The sequence below is a fragment of the Klebsiella sp. CN_Kp100 genome, assembly GCF_040065315.1.
Lineage (GTDB): Bacteria > Pseudomonadota > Gammaproteobacteria > Enterobacterales > Enterobacteriaceae > Klebsiella > Klebsiella oxytoca.
The window spans coordinates 155,973-169,358 of the sequence record NZ_JBEAIJ010000003.1; the positions used below are offsets into that span (position 1 = coordinate 155,973).

The 13,386-nt window shown below is 52.0% G+C and carries 14 protein-coding genes; 8 read left to right on the forward strand and 6 right to left on the reverse strand.

Annotated elements, in window-relative coordinates; translation table 11 throughout:
- Positions 1–7: 7 nt before the first annotated feature.
- From fabD to fabF, 4 genes are all read left to right on the forward strand, one after another.
- Complete coding sequence (fabD, locus tag ABLV12_RS03795; protein ID WP_348866785.1) at positions 8–937, forward strand: ACP S-malonyltransferase; 930 nt, start codon at positions 8–10, stop codon at positions 935–937.
- A 12-nt stretch (positions 938–949) separates the two neighbouring features.
- Positions 950–1,684 carry a 3-oxoacyl-ACP reductase FabG gene (gene fabG, locus ABLV12_RS03800; RefSeq protein WP_004101082.1) on the forward strand — a complete coding sequence of 245 codons (735 nt, stop codon included), beginning with the start codon at positions 950–952 and terminating at the stop codon, positions 1,682–1,684.
- A gap of 210 nt (positions 1,685–1,894) precedes the next feature.
- Positions 1,895–2,131 (forward strand): acyl carrier protein, encoded by a 237-nt coding sequence (gene acpP / locus ABLV12_RS03805; protein WP_000103754.1) that lies wholly within the window; start codon positions 1,895–1,897, stop codon positions 2,129–2,131.
- An 89-nt stretch (positions 2,132–2,220) separates the two neighbouring features.
- On the forward strand, positions 2,221–3,462 hold the full coding sequence (gene fabF / locus ABLV12_RS03810; RefSeq protein ID WP_004101085.1) for a beta-ketoacyl-ACP synthase II: 1,242 nt from the start codon (positions 2,221–2,223) through the stop codon (positions 3,460–3,462).
- A 102-nt stretch (positions 3,463–3,564) separates the two neighbouring features.
- On the opposite strand, the gene ABLV12_RS03815 is transcribed toward fabF, so the two are convergent.
- The 6 genes from ABLV12_RS03815 to ABLV12_RS03840 all read right to left on the reverse strand — a co-directional run bounded on the left by ABLV12_RS03815 (position 3,565) and on the right by ABLV12_RS03840 (position 9,518).
- Positions 3,565–4,035 carry a fimbrial protein gene (locus tag ABLV12_RS03815; protein ID WP_224313954.1) on the reverse strand — a complete coding sequence of 157 codons (471 nt, stop codon included), beginning with the start codon at positions 4,033–4,035 and terminating at the stop codon, positions 3,565–3,567.
- An 81-nt stretch (positions 4,036–4,116) separates the two neighbouring features.
- Positions 4,117–4,626, reverse strand: a complete 510-nt coding sequence (locus tag ABLV12_RS03820; protein WP_064396819.1) for a fimbrial protein — start codon at positions 4,624–4,626, stop codon at positions 4,117–4,119.
- Positions 4,627–4,639: 13 nt separating this feature from the next.
- Positions 4,640–5,617, reverse strand: coding sequence for a fimbrial protein (locus ABLV12_RS03825; protein WP_064396821.1), 978 nt, complete (start codon positions 5,615–5,617; stop codon positions 4,640–4,642).
- A gap of 20 nt (positions 5,618–5,637) precedes the next feature.
- Entirely contained in the window at positions 5,638–8,190 is a 2,553-nt protein-coding gene (locus ABLV12_RS03830) for a fimbria/pilus outer membrane usher protein (RefSeq protein ID WP_348866787.1), read from the reverse strand.
- A gap of 34 nt (positions 8,191–8,224) precedes the next feature.
- Positions 8,225–8,899, reverse strand: coding sequence for a molecular chaperone (locus ABLV12_RS03835; protein ID WP_064396825.1), 675 nt, complete (start codon positions 8,897–8,899; stop codon positions 8,225–8,227).
- A 76-nt stretch (positions 8,900–8,975) separates the two neighbouring features.
- Positions 8,976–9,518: a fimbrial protein gene (locus ABLV12_RS03840; protein ID WP_348866788.1), complete on the reverse strand. Its 543-nt coding sequence runs from the start codon at positions 9,516–9,518 to the stop codon at positions 8,976–8,978.
- Between the two features lie 393 nt (positions 9,519–9,911).
- Between ABLV12_RS03840 and pabC the strand changes: the two genes are divergently transcribed.
- The 4 genes from pabC to holB are packed head-to-tail and all read left to right on the forward strand — an operon-like array spanning position 9,912 to position 13,378.
- Positions 9,912–10,721, forward strand: coding sequence for an aminodeoxychorismate lyase (gene pabC, locus ABLV12_RS03845; protein WP_004112174.1), 810 nt, complete (start codon positions 9,912–9,914; stop codon positions 10,719–10,721).
- 2 nt (positions 10,722–10,723) lie between these two features.
- A complete protein-coding gene (yceG, locus tag ABLV12_RS03850) occupies positions 10,724–11,746 on the forward strand; it encodes a cell division protein YceG (RefSeq protein WP_064355899.1) in 1,023 nt (340 codons plus the stop codon).
- Entirely contained in the window at positions 11,736–12,377 is a 642-nt protein-coding gene (tmk, locus tag ABLV12_RS03855) for a dTMP kinase (RefSeq protein WP_004101099.1), read from the forward strand. The genes yceG and tmk overlap by 11 nt, the downstream gene beginning before the upstream one ends.
- On the forward strand, positions 12,374–13,378 hold the full coding sequence (gene holB, locus ABLV12_RS03860; protein WP_016807624.1) for a DNA polymerase III subunit delta': 1,005 nt from the start codon (positions 12,374–12,376) through the stop codon (positions 13,376–13,378). Before tmk ends, holB begins: the two co-directional genes overlap by 4 nt.
- Positions 13,379–13,386 lie beyond the last annotated feature (8 nt).

The window sequence follows — 13,386 nt, forward strand, 5'->3', positions numbered from 1 at the left end:
TTTAAACATGACGCAATTTGCTTTTGTTTTCCCGGGACAGGGCTCTCAGAGTGTCGGGATGCTGTCAGATATGGCGGCCGCTTACCCGGTAATCGAAGAGACGTTCCGTGAAGCCTCTGCGGCGTTGGGTTACGATCTGTGGGCGCTTGCACAGCAGGGCCCGGCGGAAGAATTAAATAAAACCTGGCAGACCCAACCGGCGCTGCTGACCGCTTCCGTTGCGCTCTATCGCGTCTGGCAGCAGCAGGGCGGAAAAGCGCCGATGATGCTGGCTGGCCATAGCCTTGGCGAATATTCAGCGCTGGTATGCGCGGGCGTTATCAATTTTTCCGACGCCGTTCGCCTTGTTGAACTGCGCGGTAAGTTCATGCAGGAAGCGGTTCCGGAAGGTTCCGGGGCGATGTCTGCGATCATCGGTCTTGACGATGCTGCGATTGCGAAAGCCTGCGAAGAGTCTGCCGAAGGGCAGGTGGTTTCTCCGGTGAACTTTAACTCGCCGGGTCAGGTCGTTATTGCCGGTAATAAAGAGGCCGTAGAACGCGCAGGGGCGGCCTGTAAGGCTGCAGGCGCTAAACGTGCTCTGCCGCTGCCGGTCAGCGTCCCATCCCACTGCGCGCTGATGAAGCCCGCAGCGGAGAAACTGGCCGTTGAGCTGCAAAAAATAACCTTCAACGCGCCAGCTATTCCAGTCGTGAATAACGTTGACGTGAAAAGTGAAACGACGCCTGAAGCTATTCGCGATGCCCTTGTCCGTCAGCTGTATAGCCCGGTTCAGTGGACCAAATCCGTTGAATTTATGGCATCACAGGGCGTAGAGCATCTGTATGAAGTTGGCCCGGGTAAAGTCCTCACCGGTCTGACTAAACGTATTGTTGACACCCTGACCGCTTCCGCGCTTAACGAGCCGGCAGCTATGTCTGCGGCGCTTGAGCAATAAAAGAGGAAAACCATGAGTTTTGAAGGAAAAATCGCGCTGGTTACCGGTGCAAGTCGCGGGATTGGCCGCGCAATCGCTGAGACGCTCGTTGCCCGTGGGGCAAAAGTTATCGGTACTGCGACCAGCGAAAGCGGCGCGCAGGCGATTAGCGATTATTTAGGTGCTAACGGGAAAGGCATGCTGCTGAATGTGACCGATCCTGCATCTATCGAATCTGTTCTGGGAAATATTCGCGCAGAATTTGGTGAAGTTGATATCCTGGTGAACAATGCCGGGATTACTCGTGATAACCTGTTAATGCGCATGAAAGATGACGAGTGGAACGATATTATCGAAACCAACCTGTCATCTGTTTTCCGTCTGTCAAAAGCGGTAATGCGCGCTATGATGAAAAAGCGTCATGGACGTATTATCACTATCGGTTCTGTGGTTGGTACCATGGGAAATGCGGGTCAGGCCAACTACGCTGCGGCGAAAGCGGGTCTGATTGGCTTCAGTAAATCACTGGCTCGCGAAGTTGCGTCCCGCGGTATTACTGTAAACGTTGTTGCTCCGGGCTTTATTGAAACGGACATGACGCGTGCGCTGACCGATGAGCAGCGTGCGGGTACGCTGGCGGCAGTTCCTGCGGGGCGCCTTGGCTCCCCAAATGAAATCGCCAGCGCGGTGGCATTTTTAGCCTCTGACGAAGCGAGTTACATCACTGGTGAAACTCTGCACGTCAACGGCGGAATGTACATGGTCTGACCGAGATTTGCGCAAAACGTTCAGGAACCGCGCAGTCCGTGCGGTTCTCTGTAATGTTTTGTACAAAATCATTTGCGTTATGAGGGCAAACAGCCGCAAAATAGCGTAAAATCGTGGTAAGACCTGCCGGGATTTAGTTGCAAATTTTTCAACATTTTATACACTACGAAAACCATCGCGAAAGCGAGTTTTGATAGGAAATTTAAGAGTATGAGCACTATCGAAGAACGCGTTAAGAAAATTATCGGCGAACAGCTGGGCGTTAAGCAGGAAGAAGTTACCAACAATGCTTCCTTCGTTGAAGACCTGGGCGCTGATTCTCTTGACACCGTTGAGCTGGTAATGGCTCTGGAAGAAGAGTTTGATACTGAGATTCCGGACGAAGAAGCTGAGAAAATCACTACTGTTCAGGCTGCCATTGATTACATCAACGGCCACCAGGCGTAAGTGAACATCTCCAGGCGGTCACTCGACCGCCTGAGTTTTATCCATATTTTGTCCCACAAGAATCTATTTTCCCTCCCTGGAGGACAACCGTGTCTAAGCGTCGTGTAGTTGTGACCGGACTGGGCATGTTGTCTCCTGTCGGCAATACCGTAGAGTCTACCTGGAAAGCTCTCCTTGCCGGTCAGAGTGGCATCAGCCTGATCGACCATTTCGATACTAGCGCCTATGCAACGAAATTTGCTGGCTTAGTAAAGGATTTTAACTGTGATGACTTCATCTCGCGTAAAGAACAGCGCAAGATGGACGCCTTCATTCAATATGGAATTGTCGCTGGCATTCAGGCCATGCAGGATTCTGGCCTTGAAGTGACGGAAGAGAATGCTACCCGCATCGGTGCCGCTATTGGTTCCGGTATTGGCGGACTTGGCCTGATCGAAGAAAACCACAGTTCGCTGGTAAAAGGCGGACCGCGTAAGATCAGCCCGTTCTTTGTTCCTTCCACAATCGTTAACATGGTGGCCGGGCATCTGACCATCATGTTTGGTCTGCGTGGACCAAGCATTTCCATCGCGACCGCTTGTACCTCTGGCGTCCACAATATTGGTCACGCAGCGCGCGTTATCGCTTATGGCGATGCTGACGCAATGGTTGCCGGTGGCGCAGAAAAAGCCAGTACCCCTCTGGGCGTAGGCGGCTTTGGTGCAGCACGAGCGCTCTCCACGCGCAATGACAACCCACAGGCGGCAAGCCGTCCATGGGATAAAGAGCGTGATGGTTTCGTACTGGGCGACGGCGCAGGCATGGTCGTGCTGGAAGAGTACGAACACGCGAAAAAACGCGGCGCGAAAATCTATGCGGAAATCGTCGGTTTTGGTATGAGCAGCGATGCCTACCATATGACTTCACCGCCGGAAGATGGCGCTGGCGCAGCGCTGGCGATGGTTAACGCTATTCGCGACGCGGGCATTGAAGCAAGCCAGATTGGCTACGTCAACGCTCACGGGACTTCTACGCCGGCAGGCGATAAAGCAGAAGCGCAGGCGGTGAAATCCGTCTTCGGCGACGCTGCCAGCCGCGTAATGGTCAGCTCGACTAAATCCATGACCGGCCACCTGCTGGGCGCGGCGGGCGCAGTAGAGTCTATCTACTCCATCCTCGCGCTGCGCGATCAGGCCGTTCCGCCAACCATTAACCTGGATAACCCGGATGAAGGTTGTGACCTGGACTTCGTTCCGCACGAAGCGCGCCAGGTTAGCGGAATGGAGTATACCCTGTGTAACTCCTTTGGCTTCGGTGGTACCAACGGCTCGCTGATTTTCAAGCGCGTCTAGCGGTCGATGCAGTCAATAAAAAACGGCACGTTTATACGTGCCGTTTTTTTATGTCTGACGTTAGAGGGCAGAGGCATTCGCTATCAAGGCGTCAGCATAATGTTATTTGTAGGTCACAGTAAGTAACAGGGTTGAATGAAAACTCCCTCCGGTGACACGATCGGAGGTGGCAATCATTCGAGAGGACAACTCTATGGTCCTTCCTGTTTCATAAGCAGTTCCAGTCATTCCACCAAAGCAATTTTGCAAATAACCACCATCTTTGCCAAAGGCCGATTGTAGTGCAATACCTGTGGCACTCCCGTCATTTTTTGCCAGACATTTATTGGATGGATCTGGGGTACCGGAGAAGTTAACAATTATGTTCGTTGTTGACGGTGGGCAAGAGGTGAATACGATGGCGTAATTCTGCCATTCGCTGGCATCACCTGCCCTGGTAAAATCAGATGTCTTTGAATCCGGGAATGTAATGGTCTGATTGATCGAGTGTGCAGTATCTACCGTGCAGGCAGAGGCTACCACCGTACCCGTCAGATTAATGTCTGTCGCAAATGCCGGAACGGCGGTCATCATTATCCCGAGCGCGGGCGTAAGCCATGAGATAACCTCTATTATTCGCAGTCTCATTCTTTTTATCCGGTCTCTTAAGTTATTCTACGGATAGGTAATGGTAGCCTGTACCTGCGCTGAAATGGTGCCCGGGATAGGATTCCCTTTAGAAACCGCACGGGCGCGCATGACGAGAATGTAGGCGCCTCCTACTTCCAGATTTTCCAGCGTGGTCCCATTTTTGTAAGCGGTTTCTGACAGGGTATTGGTTAATTCAACCATGACGCGTTGAGCGGTACCGGTATTTTTGTAATAAGCCGGATCGTCATCATCGCTAGTACCCGTGAAGGTCACATTAAAGAACCTGGCCGAAGGGGGGCAAACAAGCTCAAGATCTGCGCTTTTCCATTCACTGCCGCTACCTGGTTCAAAAATATCTCCGGCCCGAATAGAATCTCCCAGATCAATGGAGAGGGTTTCATTACCGCCATTGACCTCGCAAGGAGAGGCGATAACTTTTCCCGTGATATCGATATTGACCGCGTGGCTTAAAGGCGTGAATAATCCGCAGCTGGCGGTAACTAAGGTTGCCAAAAGTCCTTGTTTAATTTTCATTTCCTTTCCTTGTTTAGTTATAGGTTAATTTGAGTTCGATAGCGGATTTCACTTCGCCAGCCGTCACGCTTGCAATGTTCTCAATATAATAAGCAACTTTAAATTCAGGGATTTCATATTCACCTGAACCTGCGTAATCACTGAGTGCTATTGAACTATTAACCGTATGGGGGGTTCCGTCGGCATTCTGGACCTGAATGTAAACGTTTTGCGCGTAGCCATCGCCATTAACGGCGTTGAGTATTCCATTTGAGGCATCGCGCGCGCCGTAAACGGCACTAAAGTTATAAGAAATACCGTCAATCGCGCCGGGACAGTTGATTAATTTGATGGTCGGAGCTTCAGTAATAGTTTGCGCACCATTTTTCAGCTTATTACCGTAAAGCGCAGGAAGCTTTATTTCCGTCGGTGCGTCTACCGTGCAGGAAGTTGTTTTAGGTTGCGAGGCAATCGTTGAGCTATAAATACCGTGAGTGAATACAGCGGTACCCCTTCCATCTGGGTTGTAAAAAGTGGCAGTTACCTGCGGTGCGCTGGTAATTTTACCGGCAGGGATCTTATTTGTCAGCCTGACAAGTCGGTATTTTACGTGGACGTAAGTGCTTATATCTGCAGCGACCTGCTGCCCTAAATTGAAGCGACTATTCGGAGTCGATTCTGTGCCTCCACCCGCATCAGTCAGTGTATCCACGCTCGTTTTATATTGAATGCCAATACCCGGATTGCTGGTCGCGTAGATATTGTCACCGACCAGGGGTCCGTTAATTGAAAGGGCAATATAAGAGCCGGTTGTATCACTCCTCGATACCGTTGTCGGCAGCGATCCCGCTTCCTCCCAATAGGTCGTTTCTCCAGGGTTAGCTGGCAGCGTGAAATCACCAAATTTATAGTTCATTACGCTTCCCCTGACCGCATCAAAATAGTCTGCATGCGCGGGGAAGAGGGCAAAGAAAGTGATTGCCGCGATGGGTAAATAGAGTTTTGCTTTCATCTCGTGGCGCCTTTTCCTTTCTATTGGCAGGAGGATGTTAGTTCAGCGACCCCGCTTGCGGGGACGACGTCAGGTAGCTGCCAGAGAAACTCGCACTGTTCTGACGCTGTTTGCCCCCATTTTGCCGTAGCGGTACCGTTAGTCGGCATGCCGGTAAGATAAACTTGCCCGCCGTCGCCGACGATAGAACCGGACGGCTTGTCGACGCCGTTGATTGAGACCATTGCGCCAAAGGGGACGACGTCACCGCTGCGGCGAATGAGCGTCATTAACACTCGTTTGCCGACGTGAGCCGCAAAGTGGGTGCGGACGATGGCTCCACGAGTGGGCGTAACGGTTTGTGAGGTCAGCTCTACGTCGGCATTATCCGGTAGCGTCGCCGTATCCAGGGAAATCACGCTTTCACGATAGGGGGAGACATACGGAACTATGGTATAGCCACGAAAATCCGTTTTTACACCCGTTTGATTCATTACCGTTACGCCGTCAGCACCGGGCGCTTCGACCAGGGCTGCAGTTTCGCCTAACTCCTGACTGAGCGTCAGGCCGTTAGCATGGGCGACAAGTCCGCCATCAATGCCATAGTTGACTCGGCGCTGATCGCGGTCATAGCTGTACGCCGAATTGACCCGTGCATAGGTGCCCTGATAGTCAAGACTGGCATAACCACCATTGCCTTCACCGTGATTTGTCTGGCTTTGCTGGATATTCCAGTTCAGATTGTTGTCTGCCAGCGTAGAGCCATTCATCCCCAGATTATGGCTGGTGCTGCCGTGCTTACTGGAGTTCAGACTGTAGGTAGCGTAGTTATTACCTGACCAGAGATCGAAAGGAACATTGATGTTAAATGAGAAGATCTGATCTTTGTCATAAACTTTTTTATTGTCGGTATCGGTGGTGTTTTCGTTATAGCTATAGTTGAGGTTGTAAGTTACTCCTGCCCAGTTGTTACTGTATCCCACGCTGATGGAGCGCATTTTACGCTCGCTATTCCAGTAATCCTCACTCATCATGTTGAGGGTGAGCGAACCCAGGTTTTGGCTGATATTCTGGTTAAGCTGAAGTTCGGCGCGATTGCGACGGCGATCGTTTTGACTTTTCCAGTCGTTATCGCGCCACGTGTCCAGTACCTCTGACAGGCTATAGTAGCCCGAGGTTGAGTATCGATAGCCCGCAATTGAGAAATTGGTTCCCGTTTCAATAATGTTCTTACTGTAGCGTATGCGCCATGATTGACCGCTTTCTTTGCTTTCGTCCTGTTTTCTCGACCATGCCTGCGCGCTGTCTATCGATAGCGCTCCCAGCATTCCAAAATTCTTACCTGCCCCCAGAAGAACGGACTGGTAATGTTGAGAGAACTGACCGCCGCTATAAACAGTAAAGCCTGCCGGTAGACCGTAAATGACCGTCCCTTGCGTAAACGTTTCTTTATTAATATCGCTGTCATAAGGGCGGTACTGGCCGCTGGTCAGACTATATTTCAACCGGCCTTCACGCTGCAGTACGGGAAGGGAGGCAAAGGCGATTTTCTGATGTTGTTCGCTGCCGTCAGCTTCTTTAATGGTGACGTCAAAATCGCCGCTGCTGCCGGTGGGGTACATGTCAGCGATCTCAAACGCTCCCGGAGAGACATAGCTCTGATAGATGGTATAGCCGTTCTGTTTAACGATCACCTGAGCGTTAGTGCGTGCAATACCGCGAATTACTGGCGCATAGCCGCGGAGGCTATCGGGAAGCATATCGTCATCGGAGGCGAGCTGCGCACCGCGGAAGGGGACGCTGTCAAAGATGTCCGAAGGCGCGGTGCTGTCGCCAATTGTGAGCTGGCTTTTCAGGGCGATGATATTGCGTTGTGCATAGGTATAGAGTGAATCCCAGCTCTCCTGTGCGTGCCCACCGCTGCTGTTACGGTTCCAGGTCGTGTAGTTGCGGATTCGCCAGGGGCCGATATTAAAACCGGGTCTTAAGTTCAGATAATAGCTGTTCGAGTCTTCTGCGCCGCGTTGACGAGCTTCGGTATTGGCGCCGCTAAAGTTGTAGTTCAGCAGTAGCGCATTAATTCCTTCGTCTAGCCGCTCCGGAGCCACATAGCCGCGGGCATGGTTGTTTAATGCAGCTTGTGGAATAGAGAGGCGTAGCTGCTGCCGATCGAAGACAAATTCCGCACTGGCCTGCGGAATAACCTGTAAGTTGGCGCAATCTTTGCCATTAACAAGCTGGGGAAATGACTGTGTACGGATACCAAATTTTTGTAATGCCTCAAGACTAAGACAGGGCTGGAGCGTAGAGTTACCCTGGCTATCTTTTTGCATTACAAAGTCAATATCATATAGACCGACTGATGTTTTATTGACGATAACGTCAACATGATAGTTTCCTGGCATCTGGCCGACGCCTTCTTCAAAAGCAGAGAGGTCGGTCAAATCCTTTCCCGGCCCATCGATCCCGAGAAAGGCCGGATTAAAATACTCGCGAGCTAATGCGGTATTATGAATAGATAAAGCACACTGCAAGGCAATAAAGCAGGCGATACGACTGAGCGTTATTTTCTTTTTGTAGGCGTCTACATTCATCCCGATATCCTTTCGGTGCTAACACTGGTTAGCGTTATAAACGTGCTCGATGCTCTTTTCCGACGGAGCCATAATCAGTAATCAGCGTCCATACCACATCGCCGCTCGCGCCGGCAGGAATGGCAAAGCTAACCGAGCTCTTCGGTGCAACCCAGGCGGCATTTTTTACCGAAGTATTGCCCATTTTGATGGTACTGAAGTTCATGTAATACGCTGTAGGATTGCTAACGATCAGTGTATTACCGTTACGCTGCCAGGTTAACTTTTCGGCAATATCTTCCGGCATTTTGATAAGCGCCTGGGGGCGATATATTAACTTGATGCGCGTTTTTATGGCTATTTGCAGGCTATTTACATTATCCTGCTTCTCCGTCGAAGGAATAGATTTAATATTCATCCAGTACAGAGACTCCCGGTCCTCTGGTAAGTAACCGCCGGTGCGAATTATTCTTAGCGTGTTCTCTTGTCCAGGCCCGAGACGAAAGAGCGGTGGAGTAACCATAAAGGGTGATTTATCATTGTTTTTTTCTCCGCTATCGCTCCAGGATTGTATCAGGTATGATGATTTGTCAGGATTTTTTACGCTAATGGAAGTCTCTTTTTTATCACCGTTATAAATAACGCGCGTTCCACCGATAATAACGCCGGCTTGAGCTGATACTGTCACCATTAATAGCGTTGTGGCAATTAATACTAAGCTTTTTTTCATTGGCAATATCCCGAAAAATAAAGCCGGATTTCCGGCCTTATTTCTTTGTGGTTGTGATAAATGAAGAATGGGGCGATCAGTTGTAGGTCAGCGTGAAGTTTACGGTACCATTAGCATCACCGGCTTTCACTGTATCTGTGGTTGCGATATAGCGAGCGAAGAAGTTAAGAGTGGTTTCTTCAGCTGCATTGTTGCTGATAGTTACCGGCCTGGAAGACGTGCCCAGCGGCAGCGCCGAGGTATCGTCGTTGAGTAACTGAATCGCCACGCCTTCAGCAACATTTTCACTACCCGCACCGGTCAATTGTAAATAATCGGTATTGATGCTATCCGGAGTACCGTCATATTTAACGCTAATCGGCTTACCCAACAGGTCTTCCGGACATTCCGTCAATACCAGCGAGAAACGGGTGGTCGCCGCCGTGTCGCCAGCAGCCGGCAGTGCGGTTTTAGAGACTTCACCGAGCTTCACATCCTGCGCGCTGGTGACTCCGCCGTTAATTTTACAACCGGTTTCTGTTATTTTACCGGTAAAATTAATCTGGCCATCCTGTGCGGTTGCAGAAGAGGCAATCCCCATGGTGGCAACAAAAGCGATAGTAGCTAATTTTAATTTCATTGATGAGTCCTTGATAAAGATAAGTGACGATGATTTTCCATTTCATCGATAGGGAAATAATAATCGTACAGAATTTAATATTAATGTCGGGCAATTTGATTATAGGTGTTCTTAGTGAAGTGGGTAGCTATGTTTTCTAAAACTGGATTGTAGTTTTTTTAAAAAATCAATATTAGTTATGTGATTTTTTATGTGAATAGTATTACTTGATGTGTATCCTTATTATTTCGCTGAATGCTTTGATGGAAGGTAAAATCAGTTTTTGTGGATTATGAATTCACTAATTATGGCAACTAAACAAGTTGGCACAGAAGGATTTATTGATTTGTACAGATGGTTGCATAATGTGTCATCTGAAGGCACTCTTATCGTTATTAATAATGAGGGGGGTGAATGTATCTACTGAATGGCGCATGGGCGAATGTGTTACCGGTGAACGATCGCGGCGTGCAGTTTGGCGATGGCTGTTTTACCACCGCGCGAATTGTGGCGGGACAGGTTCAGTTCCTCAACGCACACCTGACTCGGCTACAAACGACCTGCAAAAAGCTCTTCATCCCCTTTAACGACTGGGAATTGTTGGCAGGGGAGATGGCACGCCTTGCGCAGCCCCATTCTGATGGCGTGCTGAAAGCGATCATCACGCGCGGAGTGGGCGGTCGAGGCTATAGCGCCGCAGGCTGCGTAAATCCCAGCCGCATCCTCAGCGTATCGCCTTACCCGGCTCACTACCACCGCTGGCGTAAAGAAGGGATCTCCGTCTCGCTGAGCCCGGTTCAGCTGGGATGCAACCCTTTACTTGCCGGACTCAAACACCTTAATCGCCTTGAGCAGGTGCTGATTCGTTCTCATCTTGAGCAGACGGATGCCGATGAGGCGCTGGTCCTTGACAGCGAAGGGTGGCTTACGGAATGCTGTGCCGCGAACATATTCTGGCGTACAGGCTTTGACGTCTTTACCCCGCGCCTCGATCGGGCGGGAGTCAACGGCATTATGCGTCAACACATTCTCGCTAAGCTGGCACCATCGCCGTTTCGCGTTGTCGAAGTCACCATGCGCCCCGATGCGTTACGCGAAGCCGACGAGGTCGTTGTCTGTAACGCATTGATGCCGCTGGTGCCGGTTCGCCGCTGGGACGATAAATGCTGGTCCGCGCGCGAGCTTTACCATTTTTTAGCCCCCTTGTGTGAGCTGTCTGATTAGTCATGAAGAAAATGTTACGTTTCATCCTGCTATTGGTGGTGGTGCTGGGCATCGCCGCCGGCGTCGGTATGTGGAAAGTTCGCCAGCTGGCGGACAGCAAATTACTGATTAAAGAAGAGACCATCTTTACCCTTGAGACCGGCACAGGTCGCCTGGCGCTTGGGCAGCAGCTCTACAGCGATAAAGTGATCAACCGACCTCGGGTGTTTCAGTGGCTGCTGCGCATTGAGCCCGAGCTATCCCACTTTAAAGCCGGAACCTATCGCTTCACGCCTGAGATGACGGTACGTCAAATGCTGCAGCTGTTAGCCAGCGGCAAAGAGGCCCAGTTTCCGCTACGCTTCGTGGAAGGGATGCGGGTGAGCGACTACCTGCGCCAGCTGCGCGATGCGCCCTACGTAAAGCATACGCTGGCGGACGATCGCTATGAAACCGTCGCAAAGGCTCTCGATCTGGAGCATCCCGATTGGGTCGAAGGATGGTTCTGGCCGGATACCTGGATGTATACCGCCAACACCAGCGATGTGGCGATCCTTAAGCGCGCGCATCAGAAGATGGTTGCCGCGGTCGATAAAGCCTGGGAAGGGCGGATGGATAATCTGCCGTACAAAGATAAAAATCAGCTGCTGACCATGGCCTCGATCATTGAGAAAGAGACCGCAGTGGCCGAAGAGCGTGACCGCGTAGCCTCGGTGTTTATCAACCGCTTACGTATCGGCATGCGTCTGCAAACCGATCCAACCGTGATTTACGGCATGGGTGCGGGTTATAATGGTAAGTTGACGCGTAAAGACCTGGAAACCCCAACCGCTTACAACACCTATGTCATTAACGGCATGCCGCCCGGCCCGATAGCCGCGCCGGGGGAAGCCTCGCTCAACGCCGCCGCGCATCCGGCAAAAACGCCGTACCTCTATTTTGTCGCGGACGGGAAGGGCGGACATACGTTTAATACCAACCTGATCGGCCATAACCGCTCGGTTCAGGACTATCTGAAAGTACTTAAGGAAAAAAATGCGCAGTAACTATATCGTCATCGAGGGCCTGGAGGGCGCAGGGAAAACCACCGCACGTAATCTTGTGGTAGAGACGCTAAAACAGCTGGGCATTAGCGACATGGTGTTTACCCGCGAGCCGGGTGGCACTATCCTGGCCGAGAAGCTGCGCAGCCTGGTGCTGGATATACAGTCCACCGGCGATGAAGTTATCAATGATAAAGCCGAAGTACTGATGTTTTACGCGGCGCGCGTGCAGCTGGTTGAGACGGTGATTAAACCCGCGCTGGCCCGCGGCCAGTGGGTCATTGGCGATCGTCACGATCTCTCGACTCAGGCCTATCAGGGCGGCGGCCGCGGTATCGACCAAACGATGCTGGCAACCCTGCGCGATGCGGTACTGGGCGATTTTCGTCCCAATCTGACGCTCTACCTGGATGTGACTCCCGAGGTAGGGCTGAAGCGCGCCCGCGCTCGCGGCGAACTCGACCGTATCGAACAGGAGTCGCTCGATTTCTTTAACCGTACGCGCGCGCGCTACCTTGAGCTGGCAGCGCAGGACGACACCATACGCACCGTTGACGCCACCCAGCCGCTTGAGGCCGTTGAGCGCGATATCCGCGCGGTGGTGAATCAGTGGGTCGCGGAGCAGCGCGCATGAAATGGTATCCGTGGTTACGTCCGTCTTTTGAACAGCTCGTTTCCGGCTATCAGGCGGGACGGGGTCACCATGCGCTACTGGTTCAGGCGCTGCCGGGTATGGGAAGCGACGCGTTGATTTACGCGCTGTGTCGTTTTCTGATGTGCCGGCAGCCGGAGGGGCATAAAAGCTGCGGTCGATGCCATAGCTGTCAGCTGATGCAAGCCGGGACGCATCCGGATTATTATGCGTTGATCCCGGAAAAGGGGAAGAGCTCGCTCGGGATTGACGCCGTGCGTGAAGTGAGCGAAAAACTCTATGAACGAGCCCGTCTGGGCGGCGCGAAGGTCGTCTGGATAGACGATGCCGCTCTGCTGACCGACGCGGCGGCCAACGCCCTGCTGAAAACGCTGGAGGAGCCGCCGGAAAATACATGGTTCTTCCTTGCCTGTCAGGAGCCTGCACGCCTGCTGGCCACGTTGCGCAGCCGCTGCCGGTTACATCATCTTGCTCCGCCTTCTGAACAGTATGCGCTGGCGTGGTTAGAGCGAGAAGTGACAATGTCACAAGATGCATTGCTCGCGGCGCTGCGGCTTAGCGCCAATGCCCCGGCGGCGGCGCTGGATCTGCTGCAGGACGCTCACTGGAGCGTGCGGCTGCAGCTTTGCCAGTCCCTGGGCGCTGTTTTAACCCACGGCGACTGGCTGTCTCTGCTGCCGGTATTGAATCATGAGCAGGCCGCGATTCGTCTGCATTGGCTGGCATCACTGCTGGTCGATGCACAAAAAAGGCAGCAGGGAATAACGCTTATCAGCAATCCCGATACCTGGCCTCTGGTGAATCAACTGGCCGCTGCGCTGCCGGCCGCGCGTTTACAGGCGATCGCGCGCGACGTTAGCGCCTGCCGCGAGCAGTTGCTGAGCGTTGTCGGTATCAATCGCGAACTGCTGCTTACCGAGCGCCTTCTGCGCTGGGAACATTACCTGCAACCTGGGGCGGTCCTTCCCGTATCCCACCTCTGAGAGAGACA

Excerpts from the sequence above, each read along its gene's own strand:
- ABLV12_RS03820 (WP_064396819.1), bottom strand. The coding sequence starts at position 4,626 with ATGAAAATTAAACAAGGACTTTTGGCAACCTTAGTTACCGCCAGCTGC.
- ABLV12_RS03830 (WP_348866787.1), bottom strand. The coding sequence starts at position 8,190 with ATGAATGTAGACGCCTACAAAAAGAAAATAACGCTCAGTCGTATCGCC.
- ABLV12_RS03840 (WP_348866788.1), bottom strand. The coding sequence starts at position 9,518 with ATGAAATTAAAATTAGCTACTATCGCTTTTGTTGCCACCATGGGGATT.
- fabD (WP_348866785.1), top strand. The coding sequence starts at position 8 with ATGACGCAATTTGCTTTTGTTTTCCCGGGACAGGGCTCTCAGAGTGTC.
- ABLV12_RS03815 (WP_224313954.1), bottom strand. The coding sequence starts at position 4,035 with ATGATGACCGCCGTTCCGGCATTTGCGACAGACATTAATCTGACGGGT.
- ABLV12_RS03825 (WP_064396821.1), bottom strand. The coding sequence starts at position 5,617 with ATGAAAGCAAAACTCTATTTACCCATCGCGGCAATCACTTTCTTTGCC.
- tmk (WP_004101099.1), top strand. The coding sequence starts at position 11,736 with ATGCGCAGTAACTATATCGTCATCGAGGGCCTGGAGGGCGCAGGGAAA.
- yceG (WP_064355899.1), top strand. The coding sequence starts at position 10,724 with ATGAAGAAAATGTTACGTTTCATCCTGCTATTGGTGGTGGTGCTGGGC.
- pabC (WP_004112174.1), top strand. The coding sequence starts at position 9,912 with ATGTATCTACTGAATGGCGCATGGGCGAATGTGTTACCGGTGAACGAT.
- fabG (WP_004101082.1), top strand. The coding sequence starts at position 950 with ATGAGTTTTGAAGGAAAAATCGCGCTGGTTACCGGTGCAAGTCGCGGG.
- acpP (WP_000103754.1), top strand. The coding sequence starts at position 1,895 with ATGAGCACTATCGAAGAACGCGTTAAGAAAATTATCGGCGAACAGCTG.
- ABLV12_RS03835 (WP_064396825.1), bottom strand. The coding sequence starts at position 8,899 with ATGAAAAAAAGCTTAGTATTAATTGCCACAACGCTATTAATGGTGACA.
- holB (WP_016807624.1), top strand. The coding sequence starts at position 12,374 with ATGAAATGGTATCCGTGGTTACGTCCGTCTTTTGAACAGCTCGTTTCC.